Genomic DNA, 25,100 nt, shown 5'->3' on the forward strand with positions numbered 1-25,100 from the left:
CGGTTCGCCGTCAGGATCGACCATGCCCACCCGTAGCCCATTCGCTGTGCCGTTTTGCCCGACCTTGCTCGCCCTTTGCTGTTCCCTGAGCTTTGCCGCCCATGCTGCAACCCCAGTCAACCCGCAGGATGCGAACAACCGTCAGGACGGCAGCACACTGGAATTGGGTGCCACCACTATCAACGCCGACGGGCCCGGACCGGGTGCCCTTCCCCCCGTGTACAGCGGCGGCCAGGTGGCACGCGGTGGTCAATTGGGAGTGCTGGGCAACCAGGACATCATGGACGTCCCCTTCAGCATGGCCTCCTATACCGAAAAATTGATTCGTGATCAGCAGGCCGAGACCGTCGGCGATGTGCTGCTCAATGACTCGTCGGTGCGCCAGGCGTCGGGGTATGCGAACCAGGCGCAGACCTTCATGATCCGTGGCCTGCCGTTGAACGGCGATGATATTTCCTACAATGGTTTGTACGGCATCCTGCCACGTCAGATCATCTCTACCGACGCGCTGGAGCGTGTGGAAGTGTTCAAGGGGCCCAACGCGTTTATCAACGGCGTGACACCGGGCGGCTCGGGGATCGGCGGCGGCGTGAACCTGCAACCCAAGCGCGCCGATGATGTACCGCTGCGTCGCTTCAGCACGGATATCAGCAACGATGGCCGTGTAGGCGAACACTTGGATATCGGCCAGCGGTTCGGCGAAGACAATCGTTTTGGTGCACGAGTAAACCTGTCCCAACGCGAAGGGGATACTGGTATTGACGATGAAAGCCAGCGTTCCAAACTGTTTGCCCTCGGCCTGGATTACCGCGGCGATGCTTTGCGCGTATCGAGTGATTTTGTCTATCAAAAGCAGCGCATCAACGGCGGGCGCAATTCGGTATTCCTGGGTACCGCCACCCATGTACCGGATGCGCCTTCAGCAGACACGAACTATGCGCCGAGCTGGAGCAGTACCAACCTTGAAGACACCTTGGGGATGCTGCGCGCCGAGTATGACCTGAACGAAAACTGGACGGCTTATGCCGCAGCCGGTGCCAAACACAGCCGTGAAATGGGCCAATATTCATCGGTGACCCTGACCGATAACCTCGGCAATGCCACATCCAGCCGCTCGACCATCGCGCACGAAGAAGACAACTCCAGTCTAATGAGCGGCCTGAACGGCAAATTCCAGACCGGCGCCGTCAGCCATCGACTCAACTTCGGCCTCGCGGGCATTTGGACCCAGGCACGTAACGCCTATGTCTTCAACGGCTCACCGAGTGCGACCAATATCTACGCGCCTGTGACTGGCGCACCACCGACTCTCAACAACCCGCGCAATACCCCAGGTACCGATTTCAGCGACCCGACCATTACCGCCAAGACATTCGTGCGCAGCGTAGCCGTCTCCGACACCCTGGGCTTCTTCGATGACCGCCTATTGGTGACCGTCGGCGCACGTCGCCAGCAGATGGTGGTTCAGGGTTACAACTACATGAGCGGTACACGCACCGCCAACTATGACGAATCGATCACCACGCCGGTCTACGGCATTGTGTTCAAGCCATGGGAACACGTGTCGGTGTACGCCAACCGCATCGAAGGCTTGGCCCAAGGACCGGTTTCCCCGCTCGTGGCAGGCACCCGCACTGTGATTGGCGGCGGGCAGGCCTACGCGCCCGCTCGCTCCAAGCAGATCGAAGCGGGCGTCAAAGTGGACATGGGTACCTATGGCGCTACCTTAGGGGTTTATCGTATCGAGCAGCCTGGAGCAGGTTACTCGGAGGTCGTCGATGCAACCACCGCACGCTACGTTCGTGAAGGCCAGCAGATCAATAAAGGCGTCGAATTGAATGTCTTCGGCGAACCGGTCAGCGGCCTGCGTTTGCTGGGTGGTGTGACCATGATGAAGACCGAACTCAAGGACACACAGAACGGTGCCAACGATGGCAACCGCGCCATTGGTGTACCGTCCTTCCAGCTCAACGCGGGCGTGGACTGGGATGTACCCGCCCTGCAAGGCGTGACCCTCAACGGGCGCATGCTGCGCACCGGTGGCCAGTACGCGGATGCAGCCAACAACTTGAGCCTGCCGGCCTGGAACCGCTTCGATATAGGCGCGCGCTATACGTTCACGCTGGACCAGCGTGATGTAACTCTCGGGGTTACTGTGGAAAACGTCGCTAACGAAAAATACTGGGAATCGGCTCAGGGCGGGTTCCTGAGCCAGGGCGATCCTCGCGTAGCCAAGTTATCCGCGACGGTGGACTTCTAACCGTAAGGCCAGGTCACTCCCCCGTGAACACTGGAAACGACAAGGACGGGCATCCGTTAATGATGCCCGTTATGCGGCTCACGCCCTACGTGCTTTGCTCAAATAGTTTTCGATATTGCCCATCTGATCGTCCCAGCCACGGGAGTTCATCTTGAAGGCCTTTTGCCGACGAGCCTCCGGCACCGCGTTGAAACCGGATTCAACCACCCGCAGCAAAATGCCCGGCGCCCGATCCTCAATGGTGAATTCAACCAGTGTCGGGGTTTCCTTGTCGTAGTCGACGCCCTTTTCTACCGCGAAGGGGTGCCAACAGAAAGAGAACAACGTTTGCGGCAGGATGCGTTCGATTTTGGCTTTCCAGATCACGTGTTCGTAACCTGGGTAGGTAATCGGCGCCTCTATGGTTTCCCCTGCCACAAAGGCTTTGCCCTTGAGGGCGATACCAAACCAATCGCCGAATTGCTCGGCATTGGCGAGCGCTTCCCAGACCTGTTTACGTGAAGCATTCAGCAGAACTTTTCGCTCAATGCGATCTAATACGTGCATAAGTCACCTCCTCCATTGACAGTAGGCGACACCAAATAATGCGCAACCTCAGGTTGTAAGCAATCATGATGACCCCGTCCTTGAACCGGCAATACGTTTATGACTGACCCATTGAATGGAAGTTGCTTCTGCAAAGGTGTCCGCTATCAGGTGGACCAGTTGGACATGCCTATCAGCCACTGCCACTGCGCAAGCTGCCGCAAAATACATGCGGCGCCGTTTGTCGCCACTGCAGGCGTAATGCGCGAACATTTTCGCTGGACGCGGGGAGAGGAGCTGTTGGCGTCCGTTGAATCTTCGCCGGGCAAGCTCAGGCATTTCTGCTCGCGCTGTGGCTCACATCTGATAGCAGAACGTGGGCATCAGCCCCATGTGATCGTGCGGGTGGCGACGCTGGACGATGATCCGGGCGTCAGGCCCACCTCGCACATCTGGACGGCCCATGATGTGCCCTGGCTTGCCCATGAAGGCATAGAGCAATGGGACGAGTGGAAGGCATGATTTAAACGCGGGGGTCACCTGGCGCTTTTGCCGGCGTCGCATATTGCGGCTTCAGGTGACCGTCCTGGTCGAGTAGCCAGGCATCCATGATTTGCCGCACCACCGGACCCGCGACGCGACCACCGGCCTCACCGTTTTCGATCATCACCGAAATCACGATCTTCGGATGTTCGGCCGGAGCGAAGCCAACGAACAACGCGTTGTCACGGTGGCGTTCCAGTGTCTTCTCGCGGTTGTAACGCTCGCCTTGCTTGATCGCAACCACTTGCGCGGTACCGCTCTTGCCGGCAATGCGATATTGCGCCCCTTGTGCGGCGGCCCGGGCGATACCTCGTGGGTCATGCATCACCAACTGCATACCGTGATTGACCTGCTCCCAATCACGCGGATCCTTGAGGACGACGTTGGGCATGGGGTTCTGGTCCACCGGCGGCTCGCCATTGATCGTCTTGGCCAGGTGCGGGCGATTCCACACGCCTTTGTTGGCGATCAACGCCGTGGCCTGGGCCAATTGCAGCGGAGTGACTTGCATGTAACCCTGGCCAATGCCGAGGATCACGGTTTCACCTGGGAACCAGGGTTGGCGCCGTGTGGCGCGCTTCCATGCCTGGGATGGCATCAAGCCGGCGGACTCTTCGAACATGTCCAGGGAGACTTTCTGACCCAGGCCGAACTCGGCCAAGTAGTCATGCAGGCGGTCAATGCCGAGCTTGTGAGCCAGGTCGTAAAAGTAAGTGTCGTTGGAACGCATGATGGCAGCGTCCATGTCTACCCAGCCGTCACCACTGTGGTTCCAGTTGCGGTATTTGTGGTCAAAGTCGGGGAGCTGGTAGTAACCGGGGTCGAATACACGGGTCTGTGGGGTGACGACACCGCTGTCGAGACCAGCGATGGCCACTTCCGGCTTGATGGTCGAGCCTGGCGCATAGAGCCCCCGGAGGACACGGTTGAAGAGCGGCCGGTCAATGGAGTCGTGCAGGGCGGCATATTCCTTGAAACTGATGCCGGTGACGAACAGGTTCGGGTCAAAACTCGGCTTGCTGACCATGGCCAGCACTTCACCGGTTTGCGGATCGAGGGCAACCACCGAGCCACGGCGATCACCCAGGGCCTCTTCCGCAGCCTCCTGGAGCTTCACATCGAGGCTCAGGACGATATTTTTGCCAGGGATCGGGTCGGTGTGCTTGAGCACACGGAGTACGCGGCCCTGGGCATTGGTCTCAACCTCTTCGTAGCCGACATGACCATGCAGTTCGGACTCGTAGAAACGCTCGATACCGGTTTTGCCGATGGACTGCGTGCCACGGTACTCCACCGAGTCGAGGGCTTTGGATTCTTTCTCATTGATCCGCCCCACATAACCGATGGAGTGGGCAAAGTGCGCGCCCAGCGGGTAGTGACGGACGAATTGCGGCTCTACATCTACTCCTGGCAGGCGGAACTCATTTACCGCCAGCAATGCAATTTGCTCTTCGGTCAACTCGTAAAACAACGTCACGGGGACGAATGGGTGGCGTGCCTGCTTCAGAGCCTTGTCGAACAGTGCTCGGTCTTCGACAGGCAGGTGCAGCAAGTTGACGATGGCGTCGAGCTCGCCCTTGAGGTCAGTGGTGCGCTCGCGGGTGATGGTCAGGTTGTAGCTGGGTCGATTATCAGCCAGCACCACGCCATTACGGTCATAGATAAGGCCGCGCGTCGGAGTGATGGGCAGCACATGGACGCGGTTGTTTTCAGAAATCGTGGAGTGGTAGTCGAACTGTACGACTTGAAGGAAATACATACGCCCCACCAGGGCACACGTAATGCCTATCACCAACAACGCACAAGCGAGCAGGCGCTTGTTGACCAGGCGGTTTTCTTTTTCGTGATCTTTAATCGGTATCGGTTCAGGCATTTCTACAGCATCTCGTTGAAGAAGGTCGACGCCGCATCCTGCGATGAAAGATCAGTCCTTGGGAAATGTGCTGCACCATACCAAAAATGCAGAAACACTTTGCATTGAATTCCCCAACGGCACTCTGAAGTGAGTTCCCTCTCGACGGGTACGGTGATACGGCAGCTGCCCTTGAAGATAATCAACAGCTCATCCGCCTAGGCGTACCCACTTTCCGACCGCCCAAAACAAAACCCCATCTGCTTTCGCAAATGGGGTTTCGGAATTTAATCTTGACGATGACCTACTCTCACATGGGGAAACCCCACACTACCATCGGCGATGCATCGTTTCACTGCTGAGTTCGGGATGGGATCAGGTGGTTCCAATGCTCTATGGTCGTCAAGAAATTCGGGTACTGAGTCGTGGCCGGCTGGCCTCGCTTCAGCAAATTGGGTATGTGACAGCTGTCGGTGTTTTGTGAAATCTCGAACTTTCGGTTCATTGCGTCTTCACACACCGCAATCTGATGCTCTTTCGAGTAGTCAAATTGCTTGGGTGTTATATGGTCAAGCCTCACGGGCAATTAGTATTGGTTAGCTCAACGCCTCACAGCGCTTACACACCCAACCTATCAACGTCGTAGTCTTCGACGGCCCTTCAGGGGACTCAAGGTCCCAGTGAGATCTCATCTTGAGGCTAGTTTCCCGCTTAGATGCTTTCAGCGGTTATCTATTCCGAACATAGCTACCCGGCAATGCCACTGGCGTGACAACCGGAACACCAGAGGTTCGTCCACTCCGGTCCTCTCGTACTAGGAGCAGCCCCTCTCAAATCTCAAACGTCCACGGCAGATAGGGACCGAACTGTCTCACGACGTTCTAAACCCAGCTCGCGTACCACTTTAAATGGCGAACAGCCATACCCTTGGGACCGGCTTCAGCCCCAGGATGTGATGAGCCGACATCGAGGTGCCAAACACCGCCGTCGATATGAACTCTTGGGCGGTATCAGCCTGTTATCCCCGGAGTACCTTTTATCCGTTGAGCGATGGCCCTTCCATACAGAACCACCGGATCACTAAGACCTACTTTCGTACCTGCTCGACGTGTCTGTCTCGCAGTCAAGCGCGCTTTTGCCTTTATACTCTACGACCGATTTCCGACCGGTCTGAGCGCACCTTCGTACTCCTCCGTTACTCTTTAGGAGGAGACCGCCCCAGTCAAACTACCCACCATACACTGTCCTCGATCCGGATAACGGACCTGAGTTAGAACCTCAAAGTTGCCAGGGTGGTATTTCAAGGTTGGCTCCACGCAGACTGGCGTCCACGCTTCAAAGCCTCCCACCTATCCTACACAAGCAAATTCAAAGTCCAGTGCAAAGCTATAGTAAAGGTTCACGGGGTCTTTCCGTCTAGCCGCGGATACACTGCATCTTCACAGCGATTTCAATTTCACTGAGTCTCGGGTGGAGACAGCGCCGCCATCGTTACGCCATTCGTGCAGGTCGGAACTTACCCGACAAGGAATTTCGCTACCTTAGGACCGTTATAGTTACGGCCGCCGTTTACCGGGGCTTCGATCAAGAGCTTCGCGTTAGCTAACCCCATCAATTAACCTTCCGGCACCGGGCAGGCGTCACACCCTATACGTCCACTTTCGTGTTTGCAGAGTGCTGTGTTTTTAATAAACAGTCGCAGCGGCCTGGTATCTTCGACCGGCATGGGCTTACGGAGCAAGTCCTTCACCCTCACCGGCGCACCTTCTCCCGAAGTTACGGTGCCATTTTGCCTAGTTCCTTCACCCGAGTTCTCTCAAGCGCCTTGGTATTCTCTACCCAACCACCTGTGTCGGTTTGGGGTACGGTTCCTGGTTACCTGAAGCTTAGAAGCTTTTCTTGGAAGCATGGCATCAACCACTTCGTTACCTAAAAGGTAACTCGTCATCAGCTCTCGGCCTTAGAATCCCGGATTTACCTAAGATTCCAGCCTACCACCTTAAACTTGGACAACCAACGCCAAGCTGGCCTAGCCTTCTCCGTCCCTCCATCGCAATAACCAGAAGTACAGGAATATTAACCTGTTTTCCATCGACTACGCTTTTCAGCCTCGCCTTAGGGACCGACTAACCCTGCGTCGATTAACGTTGCGCAGGAAACCTTGGTCTTTCGGCGTGGGTGTTTTTCACACCCATTATCGTTACTCATGTCAGCATTCGCACTTCTGATACCTCCAGCAAGCTTCTCAACTCACCTTCACAGGCTTACAGAACGCTCCTCTACCGCATCACTTACGTGATACCCGTAGCTTCGGTGTATGGTTTGAGCCCCGTTACATCTTCCGCGCAGGCCGACTCGACTAGTGAGCTATTACGCTTTCTTTAAAGGGTGGCTGCTTCTAAGCCAACCTCCTAGCTGTCTAAGCCTTCCCACATCGTTTCCCACTTAACCATAACTTTGGGACCTTAGCTGACGGTCTGGGTTGTTTCCCTTTTCACGACGGACGTTAGCACCCGCCGTGTGTCTCCCATGCTCGGCACTTGTAGGTATTCGGAGTTTGCATCGGTTTGGTAAGTCGGGATGACCCCCTAGCCGAAACAGTGCTCTACCCCCTACAGTGATACATGAGGCGCTACCTAAATAGCTTTCGAGGAGAACCAGCTATCTCCGAGCTTGATTAGCCTTTCACTCCGATCCACAGGTCATCCGCTAACTTTTCAACGGTAGTCGGTTCGGTCCTCCAGTTAGTGTTACCCAACCTTCAACCTGCCCATGGATAGATCGCCCGGTTTCGGGTCTATTCCCAGCGACTAGACGCCCTATTAAGACTCGCTTTCGCTACGCCTCCCCTATTCGGTTAAGCTCGCCACTGAAAATAAGTCGCTGACCCATTATACAAAAGGTACGCAGTCACCCAACAAAGTGGGCTCCCACTGCTTGTACGCATACGGTTTCAGGATCTATTTCACTCCCCTCTCCGGGGTTCTTTTCGCCTTTCCCTCACGGTACTAGTTCACTATCGGTCAGTCAGTAGTATTTAGCCTTGGAGGATGGTCCCCCCATATTCAGACAAAGTTTCTCGTGCTCCGTCCTACTCGATTTCATGACTAAGAGATTTTCGCGTACAGGGCTATCACCCACTATGGCCGCACTTTCCAGAGCGTTCCGCTAATCTCAAAGCCACTTAAGGGCTAGTCCCCGTTCGCTCGCCACTACTAAGGGAATCTCGGTTGATTTCTTTTCCTCAGGGTACTTAGATGTTTCAGTTCCCCTGGTTCGCCTCTTGCACCTATGTATTCAGTACAAGATAACCATCTTATGATGGCTGGGTTCCCCCATTCAGACATCTCCGGATCAAAGTCTGTTTGCCGACTCCCCGAAGCTTTTCGCAGGCTACCACGTCTTTCATCGCCTCTGACTGCCAAGGCATCCACCGTATGCGCTTCTTCACTTGACCATATAACCCCAAGCAATCTGGTTATACTGTGAAGACGACATTCGCCGAAAATTCGATCATACTCAATTAAGAGCCACTCACAAATTTTACCTTAGCCTGATCCGTTACCAGTGAAAGTAACGTTCAGTCTATCTTTCTATCACATACCCAAATTTTTAAAGAACGATCTAATCAAAGATAGAAATCAACATTCACCATCATACTGATGGAATGCTCATTTCTAAGCTTTCATAACGTAGAAGCAGTAGTGGTGGAGCCAAACGGGATCGAACCGTTGACCTCCTGCGTGCAAGGCAGGCGCTCTCCCAGCTGAGCTATGGCCCCGTATTTCTACAGGCGTTTCCCACACAAAATTGGTGGGTCTGGGCAGATTCGAACTGCCGACCTCACCCTTATCAGGGGTGCGCTCTAACCAACTGAGCTACAGACCCAATTTCGGGCTGCTTCTTTATCGTCTTCTTCAATGAATCAAGCAATTCGTGTGGGAACTTATGGAGCAGCTGATGTCGTCGATTAAGGAGGTGATCCAGCCGCAGGTTCCCCTACGGCTACCTTGTTACGACTTCACCCCAGTCATGAATCACACCGTGGTAACCGTCCTCCCGAAGGTTAGACTAGCTACTTCTGGTGCAACCCACTCCCATGGTGTGACGGGCGGTGTGTACAAGGCCCGGGAACGTATTCACCGCGACATTCTGATTCGCGATTACTAGCGATTCCGACTTCACGCAGTCGAGTTGCAGACTGCGATCCGGACTACGATCGGTTTTCTGGGATTAGCTCCACCTCGCGGCTTGGCAACCCTCTGTACCGACCATTGTAGCACGTGTGTAGCCCAGGCCGTAAGGGCCATGATGACTTGACGTCATCCCCACCTTCCTCCGGTTTGTCACCGGCAGTCTCCTTAGAGTGCCCACCATTACGTGCTGGTAACTAAGGACAAGGGTTGCGCTCGTTACGGGACTTAACCCAACATCTCACGACACGAGCTGACGACAGCCATGCAGCACCTGTCTCAATGTTCCCGAAGGCACCCATCCATCTCTGGAAAGTTCATTGGATGTCAAGGCCTGGTAAGGTTCTTCGCGTTGCTTCGAATTAAACCACATGCTCCACCGCTTGTGCGGGCCCCCGTCAATTCATTTGAGTTTTAACCTTGCGGCCGTACTCCCCAGGCGGTCAACTTAATGCGTTAGCTGCGCCACTAAGAGCTCAAGGCTCCCAACGGCTAGTTGACATCGTTTACGGCGTGGACTACCAGGGTATCTAATCCTGTTTGCTCCCCACGCTTTCGCACCTCAGTGTCAGTATCAGTCCAGGTGGTCGCCTTCGCCACTGGTGTTCCTTCCTATATCTACGCATTTCACCGCTACACAGGAAATTCCACCACCCTCTACCATACTCTAGTCAGTCAGTTTTGAATGCAGTTCCCAGGTTGAGCCCGGGGATTTCACATCCAACTTAACAAACCACCTACGCGCGCTTTACGCCCAGTAATTCCGATTAACGCTTGCACCCTCTGTATTACCGCGGCTGCTGGCACAGAGTTAGCCGGTGCTTATTCTGTCGGTAACGTCAAAACCATCACGTATTAGGTAATGGCCCTTCCTCCCAACTTAAAGTGCTTTACAATCCGAAGACCTTCTTCACACACGCGGCATGGCTGGATCAGGCTTTCGCCCATTGTCCAATATTCCCCACTGCTGCCTCCCGTAGGAGTCTGGACCGTGTCTCAGTTCCAGTGTGACTGATCATCCTCTCAGACCAGTTACGGATCGTCGCCTTGGTGAGCCATTACCCCACCAACTAGCTAATCCGACCTAGGCTCATCTGATAGCGCAAGGCCCGAAGGTCCCCTGCTTTCTCCCGTAGGACGTATGCGGTATTAGCGTCCGTTTCCGAACGTTATCCCCCACTACCAGGCAGATTCCTAGGCATTACTCACCCGTCCGCCGCTCTCAAGAGAAGCAAGCTTCTCTCTACCGCTCGACTTGCATGTGTTAGGCCTGCCGCCAGCGTTCAATCTGAGCCATGATCAAACTCTTCAGTTCAAACATCTTTGGGTTTTTAAGAAACCCTAAACTTGGCTCAGCAATCGTTGGTTACATCTTTGATTTCTCGTGGAGTAACTTGTGATGCTGATAATCTTGTTGACTATCAGTCTGACTCCACAAGCACCCACACGAATTGCTTGATTCAGTTGTTAAAGAGCGGTTGGTTAAGAGCTTTCGTCTCAACCGAGGCGCGCATTCTACAGCAGCCTCATTTGCTGTCAAGTGATTATTTTCAGAAGCTTTCGAAGATTTCTTCAACAACTTCAACCACTTGCGCTTCCGATCTCTCGTCAGCGGGAGGCGAATTCTACAGCGTTACACGCTGCTGTCAACACCTCTTTTTCTCCGCTTTCGACCGAGAAGATCGAATCGTTAATAGCGTCAAACAACACGACCCTACCAACTCCTTCTGGGCTTCGATGAACTGAAGCAATCCGCTGCTTTATTCTGCATAACTCATTGTTTATCAAGGAGTTTTACGTTTCGACTGCGCCGGAAGTGGGGCGAATTATAGACTTCCAGGATCTGCCGTCAACACTTAATTTGGTTTTTCTATCAAAGTGCCTGCCAACCTTCAAATCCCTCTATATAGAGAAGGTCTCGCTGTCGAATTGAGCAATATATTGCTCAAAGCCGAACGATTAAGCATCATAGCAGCCCCTGATTCTCGAATATGACCTCGGACGAACGCCCCAATGACCACCTCCCCCCGCAGCTTGGCCTCGGCATTGTTTCCTGTCGGCCTGCTGTTGATCGCCATGGCCTCCATCCAGTCCGGAGCCTCACTGGCCAAGAGCATGTTCCCGATTGTCGGCGCCCAGGGCACCACAACCCTGCGCCTGATCTTCGCCAGCGTAATCATGTTGCTCATCCTGCGACCATGGCGCGCCAGGCTGACCGCAAAATCCCTGCGCACCGTGGTCGTTTACGGCATGGCCTTGGGCGGCATGAATTTTCTCTTCTATATGTCCTTGCGCAGCGTTCCCTTGGGCATTGCCGTAGCCCTGGAATTCACCGGACCGCTCGCCGTCGCGATCTACGCGTCGCGCCGAGCGGTAGACTTCCTGTGGATAGCACTCGCGATCATCGGCCTGCTCCTGTTGATTCCCATGGGGGAAGCCAGCAGCGGAATCGACCTGGTCGGCGCGACCTATGCTTTGGGGGCGGGGGCTTGCTGGGCACTCTACATTCTGTTCGGTCAGAAAGCAGGCAACGACAACGGCGTCCAGACCGCCGCCCTCGGCGTAATGATCGCTGCCCTGTTTGTGGCGCCCATCGGTATCGTCCATGCCGGCACCGCATTACTGACCCCGGCATTGATTCCAGTCGCCATCGGTGTCGCGATCCTGTCCACGGCACTTCCCTACACCCTGGAGATGGTAGCGCTGACACGCCTCCCCGCCCGCACATTCGGAACACTGATGAGCATTGAGCCTGCTTTCGGTGCACTCTCAGGACTTTTCTTCCTGCAGGAGCACCTATCCCTACCGCAATGGCTGGCCATAAGTTGCATTATCATGGCCTCGGTAGGCGCGACACTGACGATGCGCAATGACTCCAAGCCACTGGTTCCGGCGGATTGAATCATCTTTGAAAGTTGCTCTGGTATTTGCCGCGTATTTAGGCCATGTTTAAACTGCAAACGAATGTCATTCATGGAGTTTTTCGACAAGGACAGCACGAACGCTACACTCGAGAGCGAGTAGAGCCGGCTTCAAGCATTATGAAGTGGCTATTAAGGATAGGAATGAAGCGAATTTTGATACTGTTAATGGTCGTGGCTATTGCTGGCTGCGCCGCGACTACCAAGACAGAAGTAAAACGCGGCAAAAAAGGGCTGCATATCAACTGTTCCGGCCTGTCTTCTTCCTGGGACCAGTGCTACACCAGTGCAACCAACTCTTGTGGCGCCAAAGGCTACCGGGTTATCGCCAAGTCCGGTGACAATTCCGAGGAACCAGGGGACTATCCCTTCGGCCTAAACCCTGCCGGCTATACCAGCCGCAGCATGATCGTCATCTGCAAGTGATCTCCTCCGAGCAGTCACCAGCGACTGCTCATACACATGCCTGATATAACGCCGTCCCTTCGCGGCGCTGCAACTGAATTATTGCAGCTCCTGATTTTTGCACCCGGTCAAATAGCCGTCGTACGCACCTGCAACCACGCCAACGCAGCACCGCTGAGCAGCGGGCTCAGGCGTTCACGCACCTCGGCGTGGTACGCATTGAACCATTCGCGCTCATCCGCGGTGAGCAGCGACGGCTCCAGGCAACGGGTGTCGATCGGGCACAAGGTCAGGGTTTCAAACGAGAGAAACTCACCAAACTCGGTCTTGCCTGCCTCGCGGTTCAATACCAGGTTCTCGATACGCACGCCCCAACGTCCAGGGCGGTAGGTGCCCGGCTCGATGGAGGTGATCATCCCTGGCTGCATCGCGGTTTGCGGCGCAGTGGCGGCCTGGTAGGCAATCACTTGTGGGCCTTCATGCACATTGAGGAAATAACCTACGCCGTGCCCGGTACCGTGGCCGTAGTCCACGCCTTCAGCCCAGATCGGCGCGCGGGCAATGGAATCCAGCAGCGGCGACAAAATCCCCTTGGGGAAATGCGCACGTGACAGTGCAATCACGCCCTTCAGCACACGGGTGCAGTCACGTTTCTGTTCGTCGCTCGGCGTACCGATAGGCACCATCCGCGTGATATCCGTGGTGCCACCCAAATACTGGCCACCCGAGTCGATCAGCAGCAAGCCATCGCCTTCGATCACCGCATGCTCTTCTTCGGTGGCGTGGTAATGCGGCATGGCCCCATTGGCATTGAACGCTGCGATGGTATTGAAACTCAGCGACACATAATCGGGGCGACGGGTGCGCGCAGCCGTCAGGTGTTCATCGATGGTCAATTCAGTGATGCGTTCACGTCCGAGTGCACTGTCCAGCCAGGCGAAGAATTCGCACAGCGCCGCGCCGTCCTGTTCCATGGCGCGGCGGATGTGCTCCGCGTCCGCCAGGCTTTTGCGGGATTTGGCCAGCGTGGTCGGGTTCAGCCCTTCGATCAGCTTGACGCCGGCATTCAGTTTTTCCAGCAGACCGGCAGTAACGCGGGCCGGGTCAACCTGCATGCTGGCGCCCGATGGCACCGCATGCAGTGCATCCGCCACGTCGCTGTAGTCGCGCAACGTCACACCATCCTGCGCAAGCACCGCGCGCAGGTCCGCGTCGACTTTACTCAGCGCCACAAACAACGTGGCCTGTTGTTGATTGATCAACGCAAACGACACAAACACCGGATTAAACGAAACATCGCCGCCACGCAGGTTGAACAGCCAGGCGATGTCATCCAGGGTGGCGATGAAGTGCCAGTCGGCGCCCTTCTCCTTCAAACTGGCGCGCAGCGCAGCAAGTTTATCGCCACGGCTCACGGTCGCTTGCGGTGGCAGATGCTGATAGATCGGCTGGCTCGGCAGGCTCGGACGGTCTTTCCAAACCACATCGAGTACGTCGATATCAGTCCGCAGGCGCGCGCCGCGCTCTGCCAGCCTCGCGCCCAAGGTGCGCGACGACGCGACAGCCATCACCGCACCGTCCACCGCCACCACACCGCCTTCCGGCGTCTGCTCAGCCAGCCACTCCAGCGGCCCGGGTTGGCCCGGTTGCAGCTTGACCAATTCAATGCCACTGCCCTTGAGCTCCTTGGTCGCCTGTTCCCAGTAACGGCTGTCGGCCCAGACACCGGCGAAATCCGCAGTGACAATCAGCGTGCCTACCGAACCATGGAACCCCGACAACCATTGGCGCCCCTGCCAGTAACCCGGCAGGTATTCGGACAAATGCGGATCAGCCGACGGCACCAGCAGGGCGTGAATGCCCTCGCGGCGCATCAGTTCGCGGGTGTGCGCCAGGCGCTGGGGAACCGTTCCATGGGTCAAGGGCTGCGTACTCATTGTGTCTCCTGCTAACCACTAATAATTGTTATGTGAAAATCAGACGGCCCAGAACGCCGGTGCACTGGCCAGTGCGGCCTTGATCAATTGCACGGCCTGGTCGATGTCCTGCTCGGTGGTAAACCGGCCCAGGCTCAAACGTATGGTGCGGCCGGCAGAACGTGCGTCAAGGCCCAACGCAAGCAGCACGTGGGAAGGCGCGTTGCTGGCGGAGTTGCATGCCGAGGTCGCCGAAAAGGCGATGCCCGCGCTCAACGCAGCAGCGTCGAATTCACCTTCGCTGAACGTAAGGCTGAGGGTGTGAGGAATGCGCTGCGCAGGGCTGCCATTGAGGCGCACGCCACCGAGCGTATCCAACTGCTCCAGCAGGCGCTGACGCAAGGTCATAATGACAGCCTTCTCCTGCGCAAAAGACGCCGCCGCCAGAGCGAACGCCGCGCCCATGCCCGCAATCTGATGGGTAGCCAGGGTACCGGAGCGCAAGCCCCCCTCGTGGCCGCCACCATGAATCTGTGCCGACACTTTCTGTTGCGCCCGAGGGCCGACATACAGCGCGCCAATCCCCTTGGGGCCATACAGCTTGTGCGCGGAAAACGACATCAAATCCACCGGCCACTGCGCCAGGTCGATCGCCACCTTGCCCGCGCCCTGCGCCGCGTCGACATGCAACAACGCGCCATGCTCACGCACACGTGCGCCGATGGCGGGGATGTCATTGAGGGTGCCCAGTTCGTTATTCACCAGCATCAGCGATACCAGAAAGGTATCTTCACGCAATGCTTCGCTGACGGCCTCGGCGCTGATCAATCCGTCGGCGTCCGGCACCAGGTAAGTCACGGCCACACCGGCTTCCTGAAGCTGTCGCGCGGTGTCCAGCGTGGCCTTGTGTTCAATCTGGCTGGTGATGATATGCCCGCCCGCCACGCCACGCGCCTGGGCAACGCCCTTGATCGCGAGGTTATTGGACTCAGTAGCGCCGGAGGTCCAGACGATCTGTTCAGGCTCTGCGCCGACCAGTTCGGCCACCTGGCGACGCGCCTGTTCAACCGTTTGCCGGGCCGCCTGGCCGAACGCATGGGAACTGGACGCGGGGTTACCGAAATTGGCATTGAAGCCCAGACACTCGACCATCACCTGGATGACGCGTTCGTCCACCGGGGTGGTAGCGGCGTAGTCGAAATACAGCGGACGTTTATTCATGACAGTCAAGACTCGCAGAGCAGGTTCCCGAGAGCAGCGTCTCAGGGGCATCGGCCGGAACAGAGGTCGTCAGGTTTACCGGATCGAATGCCATTAAAGAAGGACAACTTTAAGTAAATGTGCGTAGGAACGCTCCTGAAATTCAGCTTAACAGGCTGAAGTCGTGCCATGGCAAACAAAAAGCCCGAGGTTCCTTCAAGGGAAGCCTCGGGCTTTTTGCTGCGCAGTGCCAATTCAACTGGGACGACCATGCAAAACCACGTTGCGCTCGGCGTTCATTTCGCCCTGGCGATCAAATCCGAACGGCTTCTGTGGCTGGCCGGTCAGTGCGGCGCGCTGCTGTTGATATTCATCAAACGACAAGCCACGACGGCTCAGCGCTTCCAGGGCCAGTTGCTTGCTCTCTTCGGCCGTGTAGGGACGCAATTCCGGCGATGGATGGTTCGCACACCCGGCGAGTACGGCGCTGACAATCACTAAGCAAACAGCAAGAAATCGGTTCATGGAGGTAGCCCTGGAAAGAAGGTTTCGAGTCAATGAACACAGGCTACTCCCGACCTCACAGAGGGAAAAATCACCGTCCGTGATAGTCGCTATCAACCGCCAACGCCCCCTCGATAGCCACCCCCTTATATTTCCTTATGATCTATAAATATGGAAATACGTTCATTTACGGAATAAATGCAACGTTCTATAAAGGACTTGCACCGCAACTGCACTGTTCGCCACGCAACTGTTTGCCAGGCAACAGCCATTCAACAAATCACCAGTCAGACAACAGCAGCATTTTTCAGCAGTGAACCTGCAACCCACGCCAATCAAGGCCTGCCCCCGTTGGTACAGCTCTTGCTCAACAGGTTGCACTCCACCTGCTATGAACCACTGTTGATAAAGGAACTGTTCATGACCCGTCCCCTGAATGTCGTTGCCCTCTCCGGCGGAACCTGGCGCCCGTCCCGGACCCTCGTGCTGACCCAAGCCGTACTGGCTGAATTGGCGACCTTGCTGCCGATCCAGACCACCCTGATCGAGCTGGGCGACATTGCCCGGCCACTCGGTGGTGCGCTGTCACGGGATGAGTTGCCCGCCGAGGTTGAAGCCCAACTGGTGGCCATCGAACAGGCCGACCTGCTGATCGTCGCCGCACCGGTCTATCGCGGTTCCTACCCTGGCCTGCTCAAGCATCTGTTTGACCTGGTTGGCCTCAACGCCCTGATCGACACACCGGTATTACTCGCAGCCACCGGCGGCAGCGAGCGCCACGCGCTGGTTCTCGATCACCAACTGCGGCCGCTGTTCAGCTTCTTCCAGGCCCTGACCCTGCCGATCGGGGTGTACGCCACCGAGGCCGACTTCACCGATTACCAAATAACCAGTGAGCCCTTGAAGGGCCGTATACGCCTTGCGGCAGAACGCGCAGCGCCGTTGTTTGCAGCGCACTCCCCCTCTCTGCTGAAAATCGCTTAAGGATTGGTCATGGATGTTTTCTGGTTTCTGCCAACACATGGCGACGGTCATTACCTGGGCACCACCCAAGGTGCACGGCCGGTCACCCTCAATTATCTGAAGCAAGTCGCGCAGGCGGCTGACAGCCTGGGTTACCACGGCGTGTTGATTCCTACCGGCCGCTCGTGCGAAGACTCCTGGGTCATCGCCTCGGCACTGGTGCCGCTGACCGAGCGCCTGCGTTACCTGGTGGCGATTCGCCCGGGCATCATCTCGCCGACCGTTTCTGCGCGCATGGCGGCGACCCTGGATCGCCTGTCCAACGGTCGCTTGCTGATCAATGTGGTCACCGGCGGTGATCCCGACGAGAACCGCGGCGACGGCAGCTTCCTCGACCACAGCGAACGCTACGAAGTCTCCGACGAATTCCTGCAAATTTGGCGCCGCGTATTGCAGGGCGAATCAGTGGACTTCGAAGGCAAACACCTGCGCGTACAGAACGCCAAGGCGCTTTACCCACCGGTGCAAAAGCCTTATCCACCGTTGTATTTCGGCGGTTCCTCGGATGCCGCCCACGACCTCGCCGCCGAACAGGTGGATGTGTACCTGACCTGGGGCGAACCGCCCGCCGCCGTCGCCGAAAAACTCGCGGATGTGCGTGAACGCGCTGCCCGCCACGGGCGTACGGTGAAGTTCGGCATTCGTCTGCACGTGATCGTGCGCGAGACCGAAGAGGACGCGTGGAAAGCCGCCGACAAGCTGATCGAGCACATCAGCGACGAAACCATTGCCGCCGCACAAAAATCCTTCTCGCGCTTCGACTCCGAAGGCCAGCGCCGCATGGCCGCCCTGCATGACGGGCGCCGCGACAACCTGGAAATCGCCCCCAACCTATGGGCCGGTGTCGGCCTGGTACGCGGCGGTGCCGGTACCGCGCTGGTGGGCAACCCCCGGCAAGTGGCCGAACGCATCAAGGAATACGCCGACCTGGGCATCGAAAGCTTCATCTTCTCCGGCTACCCGCACCTGGAAGAAGCCTATCGCTTTGCCGAGCTGGTGTTCCCGCTGCTGCCGGAACCCTATGCCAGCCTGGCCGGACGCGGCATCACCAACCTCACTGGCCCGTTCGGCGAAATGATTGCCAACGATGTTCTGCCAGCCAAGGCCTGATCGGCGCAGCGGCGGGAGCGGCATTGGTCGTTCCCGCTTATAAAGAGGAAACCCCGTGACAGCCAAACCCCACAGCGTCCTGCCATCACCGTTGCAGACCGCCAGACTGCTGGCCGCCGAATTCGCCCTCACCGCCGTCGAACGCGACGAGCGCGGTGGCACCCCCAAGACCGAACGTGACGCCCTGCGCCAAAGCGGCCTGCTGGCCCTGAGCATTCCCACCCAATATGGCGGCCTCGGCGCCCGCTGGAGTGACACCCTGGCCATCGTGCGCGAGTTCGCCAAGGTCGACAGCTCCATTGCCCACGTCTTCGGCTTCCACCACCTGATGCTGGCCACCGTGCGCCTGTTCTCGCGGCCGGACCAATGGCAACCCTGGTTCGAACAGACCGCGCGCAAAAACTGGTTCTGGGGCAACGCCCTCAACCCATTGGACACACGCACCGTGGTCAAGGACTTCGGCGGCTGGCGCGAGTTCTCCGGCAAGAAGAGCTTCTGCTCCGGCGCCAGCGACTCGGAAATGCTGATTGCCTCGGCGGTGGATGAAAGCGCCGGCGGCAAGCTGCTGATCGCCGCCATCCCCAGCGGGCGCAGTGGCATCACCCTGCACAACGACTGGAACAATATCGGCCAGCGCCAGACCGACAGCGGCAGCGCCAGCTTCGAACGGGTGCGCGTCGAGGAGTCGGAATTGCTGCTCGACCCGGGCCCGCTGAGCACGCCTTTTGCCTGCCTGCGCCCGCTGATCGCCCAGTTGACCTTCACCCATATGTTCCTCGGCATCGCCGAAGGTGCCTTCGAAGAAGCGCGCAACTACACGCTCACCGAGACCCGTTCCTGGCACAAGTCCTCAACCGAAGACGTGCGCCAGGACCCTTACGTACTGCATCACTACGGCGAATTCTGGGTGGCCCTGGAGGGTGTGCGCCTGTTGGTGGAACGCGCTGCCGAGCTGCTCGACCAGGCATGGGCAAAAGGCCCCAACCTCAGCGAAAACGAACGCGGTCAACTGGCGATTGCCATTGCGACCGCCAAGGTCGCCGCCACCCGCCAAGGCCTGGACCTGTGCAGCCGCCTGTTTGAAGTCACCGGCGCGCGCTCCACCCACGCATCCCTGCGCCTGGATCGTCATTGGCGCAACCTGCGCACGCAAACCCTGCACGACCCGGTGGATTACAAGCTCCACGAACTGGGGGACTGGGCGTTGAACCAATCCCTGCCGATTCCGACGTTCTACTCATAAAAAGAGGTGCCCATGCAGCTTCTAACCTTACCGCCCTCGCCCGCCCTCGCGACGTCGATCCGCGCCACGGCCCAGGTCTTCGAAGACCCGAAATCCAAGGCGCTGCTCGACCACATCCAGCAAGTGGCACCCAGCGAAGCCAGCGTGCTGATCATCGGCGAGACCGGCACCGGTAAAGAGCTGGTGGCGCGCCACATCCACAACCTCAGCGCGCGGCGCAACCGGCCGTTCGTGGCGGTGAACTGCGGGGCGTTCTCCGAATCCCTGGTGGAAGCCGAGTTGTTCGGCCATGAAAAAGGCGCGTTTACCGGCGCCCTCAGCGCCAAGGCCGGCTGGTTCGAAGAGGCCGATGGTGGCACCTTGTTCCTCGATGAAATCGGCGATTTGCCGATGCCCATCCAGGTCAAGCTGCTGCGCGTCCTACAGGAGCGCGAAGTGGTGCGCCTGGGCTCGCGCAAGAGCATTCCGATCGATGTGCGGGTACTGGCTGCGACCAACGTGCAACTGGAAAAGGCCATCAACGCCGGACATTTCCGCGAAGACCTCTACTACCGCCTCGACGTCGTCAGCCTCGAGCTCAGCCCGCTGCGCGAGCGCCCCGGCGATATCCTGCCGCTGACCCGGCATTTTATCGAAGCCTACAGCCAGCGCCTGGGCTACGGCCCGATCACCATCAGCCGCGAGGCCGAACACAAGCTGAAGAGCTACAGCTGGCCGGGCAACATCCGCGAATTGGAAAACGTGATTCACCACACCCTGCTGATCTGCCGTAACGGCGTGATCGAACGCGACGACCTGCGCCTGTCGAACATGCGCATCGAGCGCCAGGACGACAGCCAGCACGGCACCGACAACAGCGCCGAAGCCTTGCTGGAGCGCGCGTTTCAAAAGCTCTTCGAAGAACAGGCCGGTGCCCTGCACGAAAAGGTTGAAGACGCGCTATTGCGCGCCGCCTACCGCTTCAGCCATTACAACCAGGTGCACACCGCCAACTTGCTGGGCCTGAGCCGCAACGTCACGCGCACGCGCCTGATCAAGATCGGCGAGTTGGCGGTGAACAAGCGTCGCCCTGGAGAAAACGTGCAGGGCGAGCGCATGCTGCACCTATCCATTTAGGCGACAGTGCAACGCGTTGTCATGGCTGCGTTCGAAACTGCGCAGTACCTGGAACGAACCAAAGGTCACGGCCGTGGCCTGATGGGCGCGAATCAGCGTCCAGAAATCTTCCTCGCCGTGCTCAAAGCATTGGAACGCCGCTTCGCCGTCCTCGCGGGAGCGCCATTGCAGGTAATTGAGCACCCGCCGCCCGTCTTCGCTGACCTGCACGCTCGCATTGATAAAGCCGCCATGGCCCTGTGCCAGGCGTTCACTTTGGGTGGACAAGGCCGCCACCAGCGCCACTTGTTGCTGGGGCTCGATGTGAAACTCGATCAGTTGAGTGAAACTGCGATTCTTCTCTGATACCGGCATGAACACTCTCCTTTCTCTGTAGGCAGAATCTTGTGATTCGATACCACGCAGGGTAAAACCTCTAGTTAAGTCAAGGTCAAGCGCTTAATTGGAGTATTCATGGTTACCAAAGAGCTCACCGTCGGCCAACTGGCAGCCCGTAGCGGTGTAGCTGTTACGGCCCTGCACTTCTACGAAACCAAGGGGCTGATCAAGAGTCATCGCAATGCCGGCAATCAACGACGCTATCCACGGGATGTACTGCGCCGGGTGGTGGTGATCAAGATCGCCCAACGCCTGGGAATTCCACTGGCAACGATTGGCGAGGCGTTGCAGACGTTGCCGGAAGGGCGCACGCCCAACGCTCAGGATTGGGAGCGGTTGTCCGCGCTGTGGCGGGAAGACCTCGACGAGCGCATCCATAAGCTGATGCTGCTGCGGGACAAACTCACCGGTTGTATTGGGTGTGGATGCTTGTCGCTGGACGCGTGCCCGTTGCGCAACCCGGATGACCAGCTCGGTGGGCGCGGGCCGGGGGCGCAATTGCTGGAGCCCGGCTGAACGCCCCCTTGTCGGGGCCCTCGGAGCCCTTGATGGGCATGGCCTATAGTGAAGAGGCCGCGCCTCCACAACCACAATCAAGGAGAACGAAATGAGCGTTAAACCCATTCCCGAGGGTTATCACAGTGTCACGCCCTATATGGGCATCGACAAAGCCTCAGAGGCTATCGAGTTTTACAAAAAGGCCTTCGGCGCCACCCAAATCATGCGCCTGGACATGCCCGATGGCAGGGTCGGCCATGCCGAGCTGCGCATTGGTGACTCGGCGATCATGCTGGGCACGCCCTGCGATCAGATGTCCCTGAGCAATCCGGCTGAAAGCACCAGTGTCGCCTTGCATCTGTACGTGAACGACGTAGACGCACAGTTCAAACAAGCCGTCGCAGCGGGCGCCAGCGTGGTGTCCGAACCGGAGGACCGATTCTATGGCGACCGTTCGGGCAGCGTGAAGGATCCATACGGTCACCTTTGGTACCTCGCCACCCGCAAGGAAGACCTCAGCGAAGAACAGATCCGTCAGCGCGCCATGGAAATGTTCAAGCAAGGCTGAGCATCGGGGCCGGTTCGCCGGCTCCTACCCCACTTCATGAATACCCCCACGCCGTAAAAACCCGCTGGATATGAACCTGAAACATTTTCTTTCATATCCACCTTGGGGATTTCTCATTCTCATCCGTCTTAACTTAGATACAGCCTGTCGCGTCAGCAAAAGCTACGACTGGCCTTTTCCGGGCCTCCCTCGCCCTCTCCTGATCAAGACCCTCTTTCACATGTCGAAGAAGTCACGCTCAAAACTCTGGTTTCTCGTCCATAGCTGGCTGGCCTTGCCCATCTGGTTCTTTGTACTGATTGTCTGCGTCACCGGCACCCTGGCGGTGGTCAGCCAGGAAATCGTGTGGCTGGCCAATCCGGACATCCGTGCGAGCAAGCCGTCGGATGATGCCGAGCCGCTGAGCTACGACCAGGTGATCAGCGCCATCAAGCGGGCCGAACCCCAGGTCATCGTGCAGTCTCTCAGTCGTCCGGATGAATCGCACTTTGCCCTGAGTGTCGACCTCAGCTACCCGGACGGGCGCTCGGTAGAGGTCTACGTCAATCCGTACACCGGGGCGATCCAAGGCATCAGCCCGTCGTTCAACTTCCGTCAGTTCACCCGCGCCCTGCACGGCTGGTGGCTGGTGCCGTTTACCAATGGCTTCAGCTGGGGCTGGTACCTGGTGTCGCTGCTCGGCTTGCCGTTGCTGGCCTCACTGGTCACCGGCCTGGTGGTGTACAAGCGCTTCTGGAAAGGCTTTTTCAAGCCGACCCTGCGTATCCGCCACGGTGCGCGGATTTTCTGGGGCGACTTCCACCGCCTGAGCGGTATCTGGTCGATCTGGTTTATTGCGGTGATTTCCATCACTGGCACTTGGTTCCTGATCCAGGCAATCCTGGGTGACAACCAGATCTCCATCTCCAGCGAGCCCATCGTCCCGGTGATCGCCCGCGAAAAAGTCCCAACCTCAGCCCCCGGCGTGCCTGCGCCGATGATTCCGGTGGATGAGGCGATCGCGATCGCCACCCAACGTATCCCGGGGCTGGAGGCGAGTTTCGTGAGCCTGCCGCTCAATGCCTACAGCCACCTGCAAATCGGCGGGCGGGGCTGGTACCCGCTGATGTTCCAGACCGCTCAGATCAACCCGTATGACGGTGAAATCGCCTCGTCGCACCTGCTGTCCGACCGCACCAAGCTGGAGTTCGTCACCGAGTCCATGCGCCCCCTGCACACCGGCGACTTCGGTGGCCTCTGGATCAAGCTGATCTGGGCGTTCTTCGGCCTGGTGCTGAGCATGATGGTCTTGAGCGGCCTGTTGATCTGGACCAAGCGCACGGCCCTGGCCACCCTCAACGCTCTCAAGCGCGAAGCCAAGACACAACGTGCGCCGGCACCCACTCCGGCCATGCAGGCTGAAACCTCGGAGGCCAACCCATGAGCAAGTCCGCCAACGCTACCCCGCCTTCACCGTTGCGGGCCTTCTGGCTGAAATGGCGTTTCCACATCAATGTCCTGCTGTTGCTGGTACCGCTGGGTTTCATGCCCAAGTACTTCGCCGATGCCGCGCTGTTTCGCGGCGACACCGGCATCGGCGAGCGGGTGGCCGGCGACGTACAGGTCGGACCCTGGAGCCTCACGCTGGCCGAATTCCGCAACGAAGGCCCACGCCCCGACCCGGCCGGCCCGATGAAGTTCTTCAACGCCGCCCTCTGCGCCACCTGCGCCGACCAGGTCAAGGCCACCTACCTGCGCATCGGCAAGCCGCGCAGCCTGCGCGCCGCCGGGGTGATCTTCTTCGGCACCCCGTACCGCATGGGTGCCGGCCTGCCCGTGCCGGAACGTACCCCCGTCGATGCCGAACTGTGGGTCACCATGGAAGGCTGGGACGGCACTATGCACCAGGGTTCCATCCCGCTGAGCCAGGCCTCGCCTGCCACCATTGCCTGGCTGAACAAGCAAGGAGTCAAACCATGACGTTCAAGCGCCTGTCCCGCGCCGCGCTGTTGCTGTGCGCCGCTTTCAGTACCACCGTCCTTGCCCACAACCCGATGTGCGAATGCAAGGAAATCCCCGGCGAGCAGATCCAGTGCAAAGGCGGTTTCTCCGACGGCAGCGGTGCCCCCGGCGTGACACTGGATGTGATCGGCTATGACGAAACCATCCTGGTGCCCGGCAAGCTCGGCCAGGACTCCACCCTGACCTTCAAGAAGCCGTCCGCCGAGTTCTACGTGCTGTTTGATGCAGGCCCCGGTCACGTGGTGGAAATCGACCAAGCGGATATCCAGCCTCAATGAGTACGACACAGGTTGTTCGCCCCGCCGGTGCCGGCCACGAAACCCTCTACGTCCTGCTGCTGTGCCTGATCATCCTCGCGGTGGCGGGAACCGTGGTGGCGCTGCACGGTGAAACCCAAGCAGTCGCGGCGCTGCCCCGCCATCAACTGGATGCCCGTCGCGACCTGAGCGCCGCCGAACAAGGCATCTACGCCGACCTGCGGGTCACGCTGGATGAAATCCACTTGCTGCAGCAGGAGCAAAGCGCCCTGCCCACCCCCGAGCAACTGGCCGAAGAAGGCTTCGCGCCGTTTGCCCAGGACGCCAGTTCGGTCAGCCGCGGCGACCATCGCTGGCAGTTGTTGGCGAATTCGGCCTACTTGGGACTGAGCCAGACCCCGACCACCAGCGGTTCACTGCTGATGCGCGTACAGGGCAGCGAGCCGGATATCTGGCTCAACCGCAGCACACACCTGGCCGCCCCCTCCGACCTCACTGACCAGGCGCTGATCGCAGCCGGCTGGCAGCAGGTGGTCGCGCAATTCGATGCCGGCGTCACCCGCCAGCACCGTCACTGAACGAGAAGA

Annotated in this window: 20 protein-coding genes, 2 tRNA genes and 3 rRNA genes; 14 read left to right on the forward strand and 11 right to left on the reverse strand. The window is 58.1% G+C overall.

The genetic code is table 11. The features are described from left to right. The first annotated feature begins 22 nt into the window (after positions 1–22). The gene (locus FX984_RS20935; RefSeq protein ID WP_146478328.1) at positions 23–2,260 is read left to right on the forward strand and encodes a TonB-dependent receptor; all 2,238 of its coding nucleotides are present in this window, start codon (positions 23–25) and stop codon (positions 2,258–2,260) included. Positions 2,261–2,338: 78 nt separating this feature from the next. Here the strand turns inward: FX984_RS20935 and FX984_RS20940 are convergent, their stop codons facing one another. Then, complete coding sequence (locus tag FX984_RS20940; protein ID WP_154905359.1) at positions 2,339–2,806, reverse strand: SRPBCC family protein; 468 nt, start codon at positions 2,804–2,806, stop codon at positions 2,339–2,341. A 99-nt stretch (positions 2,807–2,905) separates the two neighbouring features. Between FX984_RS20940 and FX984_RS20945 the strand changes: the two genes are divergently transcribed. Next, positions 2,906–3,307 (forward strand): GFA family protein, encoded by a 402-nt coding sequence (locus FX984_RS20945; RefSeq protein ID WP_043293198.1) that lies wholly within the window; start codon positions 2,906–2,908, stop codon positions 3,305–3,307. 1 nt (position 3,308) lies between these two features. Here FX984_RS20945 and mrdA read toward each other — a convergent pair whose 3' ends face one another. The 6 genes from mrdA to FX984_RS20975 form a co-directional block, all read right to left on the reverse strand. Next, a complete protein-coding gene (mrdA, locus tag FX984_RS20950) occupies positions 3,309–5,201 on the reverse strand; it encodes a penicillin-binding protein 2 (protein ID WP_027603090.1) in 1,893 nt (630 codons plus the stop codon). 270 nt (positions 5,202–5,471) lie between these two features. Next, positions 5,472–5,587, reverse strand: a 5S ribosomal RNA gene (rrf, locus tag FX984_RS20955). A gap of 158 nt (positions 5,588–5,745) precedes the next feature. After that, positions 5,746–8,637 (reverse strand): 23S ribosomal RNA (locus FX984_RS20960). Between the two features lie 248 nt (positions 8,638–8,885). Beyond that, positions 8,886–8,961 (reverse strand) — tRNA-Ala (locus FX984_RS20965). 30 nt (positions 8,962–8,991) lie between these two features. Beyond that, positions 8,992–9,068, reverse strand: a tRNA-Ile gene (locus FX984_RS20970). An 83-nt stretch (positions 9,069–9,151) separates the two neighbouring features. Next, positions 9,152–10,688, reverse strand: a 16S ribosomal RNA gene (locus FX984_RS20975). The 16S, 23S and 5S rRNA genes sit together here with 2 tRNA genes alongside, the layout of an rRNA operon. A 698-nt stretch (positions 10,689–11,386) precedes the next feature. On the opposite strand from FX984_RS20975, the gene rhtA reads away from it, so the two are divergent. Beyond that, positions 11,387–12,274 (forward strand): threonine/homoserine exporter RhtA, encoded by an 888-nt coding sequence (rhtA, locus tag FX984_RS20985; protein WP_027607139.1) that lies wholly within the window; start codon positions 11,387–11,389, stop codon positions 12,272–12,274. Between the two features lie 164 nt (positions 12,275–12,438). Beyond that, entirely contained in the window at positions 12,439–12,720 is a 282-nt protein-coding gene (locus tag FX984_RS20990) for a hypothetical protein (RefSeq protein ID WP_027607138.1), read from the forward strand. 107 nt (positions 12,721–12,827) lie between these two features. Here FX984_RS20990 and FX984_RS20995 read toward each other — a convergent pair whose 3' ends face one another. From FX984_RS20995 to FX984_RS21005, 3 genes are all read right to left on the reverse strand, one after another. Continuing rightward, positions 12,828–14,636 carry an aminopeptidase P family protein gene (locus tag FX984_RS20995; RefSeq protein ID WP_146478029.1) on the reverse strand — a complete coding sequence of 603 codons (1,809 nt, stop codon included), beginning with the start codon at positions 14,634–14,636 and terminating at the stop codon, positions 12,828–12,830. A gap of 39 nt (positions 14,637–14,675) precedes the next feature. Further along, positions 14,676–15,836: a cysteine desulfurase family protein gene (locus FX984_RS21000; protein ID WP_027607136.1), complete on the reverse strand. Its 1,161-nt coding sequence runs from the start codon at positions 15,834–15,836 to the stop codon at positions 14,676–14,678. 234 nt (positions 15,837–16,070) lie between these two features. Next, positions 16,071–16,340 carry a hypothetical protein gene (locus FX984_RS21005; protein ID WP_027607135.1) on the reverse strand — a complete coding sequence of 90 codons (270 nt, stop codon included), beginning with the start codon at positions 16,338–16,340 and terminating at the stop codon, positions 16,071–16,073. A gap of 399 nt (positions 16,341–16,739) precedes the next feature. On the opposite strand from FX984_RS21005, the gene msuE reads away from it, so the two are divergent. Genes msuE through FX984_RS21025 form a run of 4 tightly spaced genes read left to right on the forward strand, consistent with a single transcriptional unit; the run spans position 16,740 to position 20,811 of the window. After that, positions 16,740–17,303: an FMN reductase gene (gene msuE, locus FX984_RS21010; protein ID WP_027607134.1), complete on the forward strand. Its 564-nt coding sequence runs from the start codon at positions 16,740–16,742 to the stop codon at positions 17,301–17,303. Between the two features lie 9 nt (positions 17,304–17,312). Beyond that, a complete protein-coding gene (gene ssuD, locus FX984_RS21015; RefSeq protein ID WP_027607133.1) occupies positions 17,313–18,452 on the forward strand; it encodes an FMNH2-dependent alkanesulfonate monooxygenase in 1,140 nt (379 codons plus the stop codon). A gap of 55 nt (positions 18,453–18,507) precedes the next feature. Continuing rightward, entirely contained in the window at positions 18,508–19,695 is a 1,188-nt protein-coding gene (locus FX984_RS21020; protein WP_065924542.1) for an acyl-CoA dehydrogenase family protein, read from the forward strand. A gap of 12 nt (positions 19,696–19,707) precedes the next feature. Continuing rightward, a complete protein-coding gene (locus tag FX984_RS21025; RefSeq protein ID WP_092358583.1) occupies positions 19,708–20,811 on the forward strand; it encodes a sigma-54 interaction domain-containing protein in 1,104 nt (367 codons plus the stop codon). Here FX984_RS21025 and FX984_RS21030 read toward each other — a convergent pair. Next, entirely contained in the window at positions 20,800–21,165 is a 366-nt protein-coding gene (locus FX984_RS21030; RefSeq protein ID WP_027607130.1) for an antibiotic biosynthesis monooxygenase, read from the reverse strand. The two genes, FX984_RS21025 and FX984_RS21030, sit on opposite strands and share 12 nt — an antisense overlap. Positions 21,166–21,264: 99 nt before the next feature. Between FX984_RS21030 and soxR the strand changes: the two genes are divergently transcribed. The 6 genes from soxR to FX984_RS21060 all read left to right on the forward strand — a co-directional run bounded on the left by soxR (position 21,265) and on the right by FX984_RS21060 (position 25,091). Continuing rightward, positions 21,265–21,705 carry a redox-sensitive transcriptional activator SoxR gene (gene soxR / locus FX984_RS21035; protein WP_027607129.1) on the forward strand — a complete coding sequence of 147 codons (441 nt, stop codon included), beginning with the start codon at positions 21,265–21,267 and terminating at the stop codon, positions 21,703–21,705. Positions 21,706–21,796: 91 nt separating this feature from the next. Continuing rightward, the gene (locus FX984_RS21040; protein WP_141157193.1) at positions 21,797–22,255 is read left to right on the forward strand and encodes a VOC family protein; all 459 of its coding nucleotides are present in this window, start codon (positions 21,797–21,799) and stop codon (positions 22,253–22,255) included. A 220-nt stretch (positions 22,256–22,475) separates the two neighbouring features. Next, the gene (locus tag FX984_RS21045; protein WP_027607127.1) at positions 22,476–23,678 is read left to right on the forward strand and encodes a PepSY-associated TM helix domain-containing protein; all 1,203 of its coding nucleotides are present in this window, start codon (positions 22,476–22,478) and stop codon (positions 23,676–23,678) included. Beyond that, positions 23,675–24,214: a hypothetical protein gene (locus FX984_RS21050; protein ID WP_027607126.1), complete on the forward strand. Its 540-nt coding sequence runs from the start codon at positions 23,675–23,677 to the stop codon at positions 24,212–24,214. Before FX984_RS21045 ends, FX984_RS21050 begins: the two co-directional genes overlap by 4 nt. Then, on the forward strand, positions 24,211–24,534 hold the full coding sequence (locus FX984_RS21055; protein ID WP_027607125.1) for a hypothetical protein: 324 nt from the start codon (positions 24,211–24,213) through the stop codon (positions 24,532–24,534). The genes FX984_RS21050 and FX984_RS21055 overlap by 4 nt, the downstream gene beginning before the upstream one ends. Beyond that, the gene (locus FX984_RS21060) at positions 24,531–25,091 is read left to right on the forward strand and encodes a DUF6162 family protein (protein ID WP_092358577.1); all 561 of its coding nucleotides are present in this window, start codon (positions 24,531–24,533) and stop codon (positions 25,089–25,091) included. The genes FX984_RS21055 and FX984_RS21060 overlap by 4 nt, the downstream gene beginning before the upstream one ends. Positions 25,092–25,100: the final 9 nt, after the last annotated feature.

Source organism: Pseudomonas marginalis (genome assembly GCF_008692035.1).
GTDB lineage: Bacteria > Pseudomonadota > Gammaproteobacteria > Pseudomonadales > Pseudomonadaceae > Aquipseudomonas > Aquipseudomonas marginalis.

Coding starts and splice junctions, on each gene's coding strand:
- FX984_RS20995 (WP_146478029.1), bottom strand. CDS start 14,636: ATGAGTACGCAGCCCTTGACCCATGGAACGGTTCCCCAGCGCCTGGCG.
- soxR (WP_027607129.1), top strand. CDS start 21,265: ATGGTTACCAAAGAGCTCACCGTCGGCCAACTGGCAGCCCGTAGCGGT.
- FX984_RS21060 (WP_092358577.1), top strand. CDS start 24,531: ATGAGTACGACACAGGTTGTTCGCCCCGCCGGTGCCGGCCACGAAACC.
- FX984_RS21050 (WP_027607126.1), top strand. CDS start 23,675: ATGAGCAAGTCCGCCAACGCTACCCCGCCTTCACCGTTGCGGGCCTTC.
- FX984_RS21040 (WP_141157193.1), top strand. CDS start 21,797: ATGAGCGTTAAACCCATTCCCGAGGGTTATCACAGTGTCACGCCCTAT.
- FX984_RS20945 (WP_043293198.1), top strand. CDS start 2,906: ATGACTGACCCATTGAATGGAAGTTGCTTCTGCAAAGGTGTCCGCTAT.
- FX984_RS21045 (WP_027607127.1), top strand. CDS start 22,476: ATGTCGAAGAAGTCACGCTCAAAACTCTGGTTTCTCGTCCATAGCTGG.
- FX984_RS20990 (WP_027607138.1), top strand. CDS start 12,439: ATGAAGCGAATTTTGATACTGTTAATGGTCGTGGCTATTGCTGGCTGC.
- rhtA (WP_027607139.1), top strand. CDS start 11,387: ATGACCACCTCCCCCCGCAGCTTGGCCTCGGCATTGTTTCCTGTCGGC.
- FX984_RS21000 (WP_027607136.1), bottom strand. CDS start 15,836: ATGAATAAACGTCCGCTGTATTTCGACTACGCCGCTACCACCCCGGTG.
- FX984_RS21030 (WP_027607130.1), bottom strand. CDS start 21,165: ATGCCGGTATCAGAGAAGAATCGCAGTTTCACTCAACTGATCGAGTTT.
- ssuD (WP_027607133.1), top strand. CDS start 17,313: ATGGATGTTTTCTGGTTTCTGCCAACACATGGCGACGGTCATTACCTG.
- FX984_RS21025 (WP_092358583.1), top strand. CDS start 19,708: ATGCAGCTTCTAACCTTACCGCCCTCGCCCGCCCTCGCGACGTCGATC.
- msuE (WP_027607134.1), top strand. CDS start 16,740: ATGACCCGTCCCCTGAATGTCGTTGCCCTCTCCGGCGGAACCTGGCGC.
- FX984_RS20940 (WP_154905359.1), bottom strand. CDS start 2,806: ATGCACGTATTAGATCGCATTGAGCGAAAAGTTCTGCTGAATGCTTCA.
- FX984_RS21055 (WP_027607125.1), top strand. CDS start 24,211: ATGACGTTCAAGCGCCTGTCCCGCGCCGCGCTGTTGCTGTGCGCCGCT.
- FX984_RS21005 (WP_027607135.1), bottom strand. CDS start 16,340: ATGAACCGATTTCTTGCTGTTTGCTTAGTGATTGTCAGCGCCGTACTC.
- mrdA (WP_027603090.1), bottom strand. CDS start 5,201: ATGCCTGAACCGATACCGATTAAAGATCACGAAAAAGAAAACCGCCTG.
- FX984_RS20935 (WP_146478328.1), top strand. CDS start 23: ATGCCCACCCGTAGCCCATTCGCTGTGCCGTTTTGCCCGACCTTGCTC.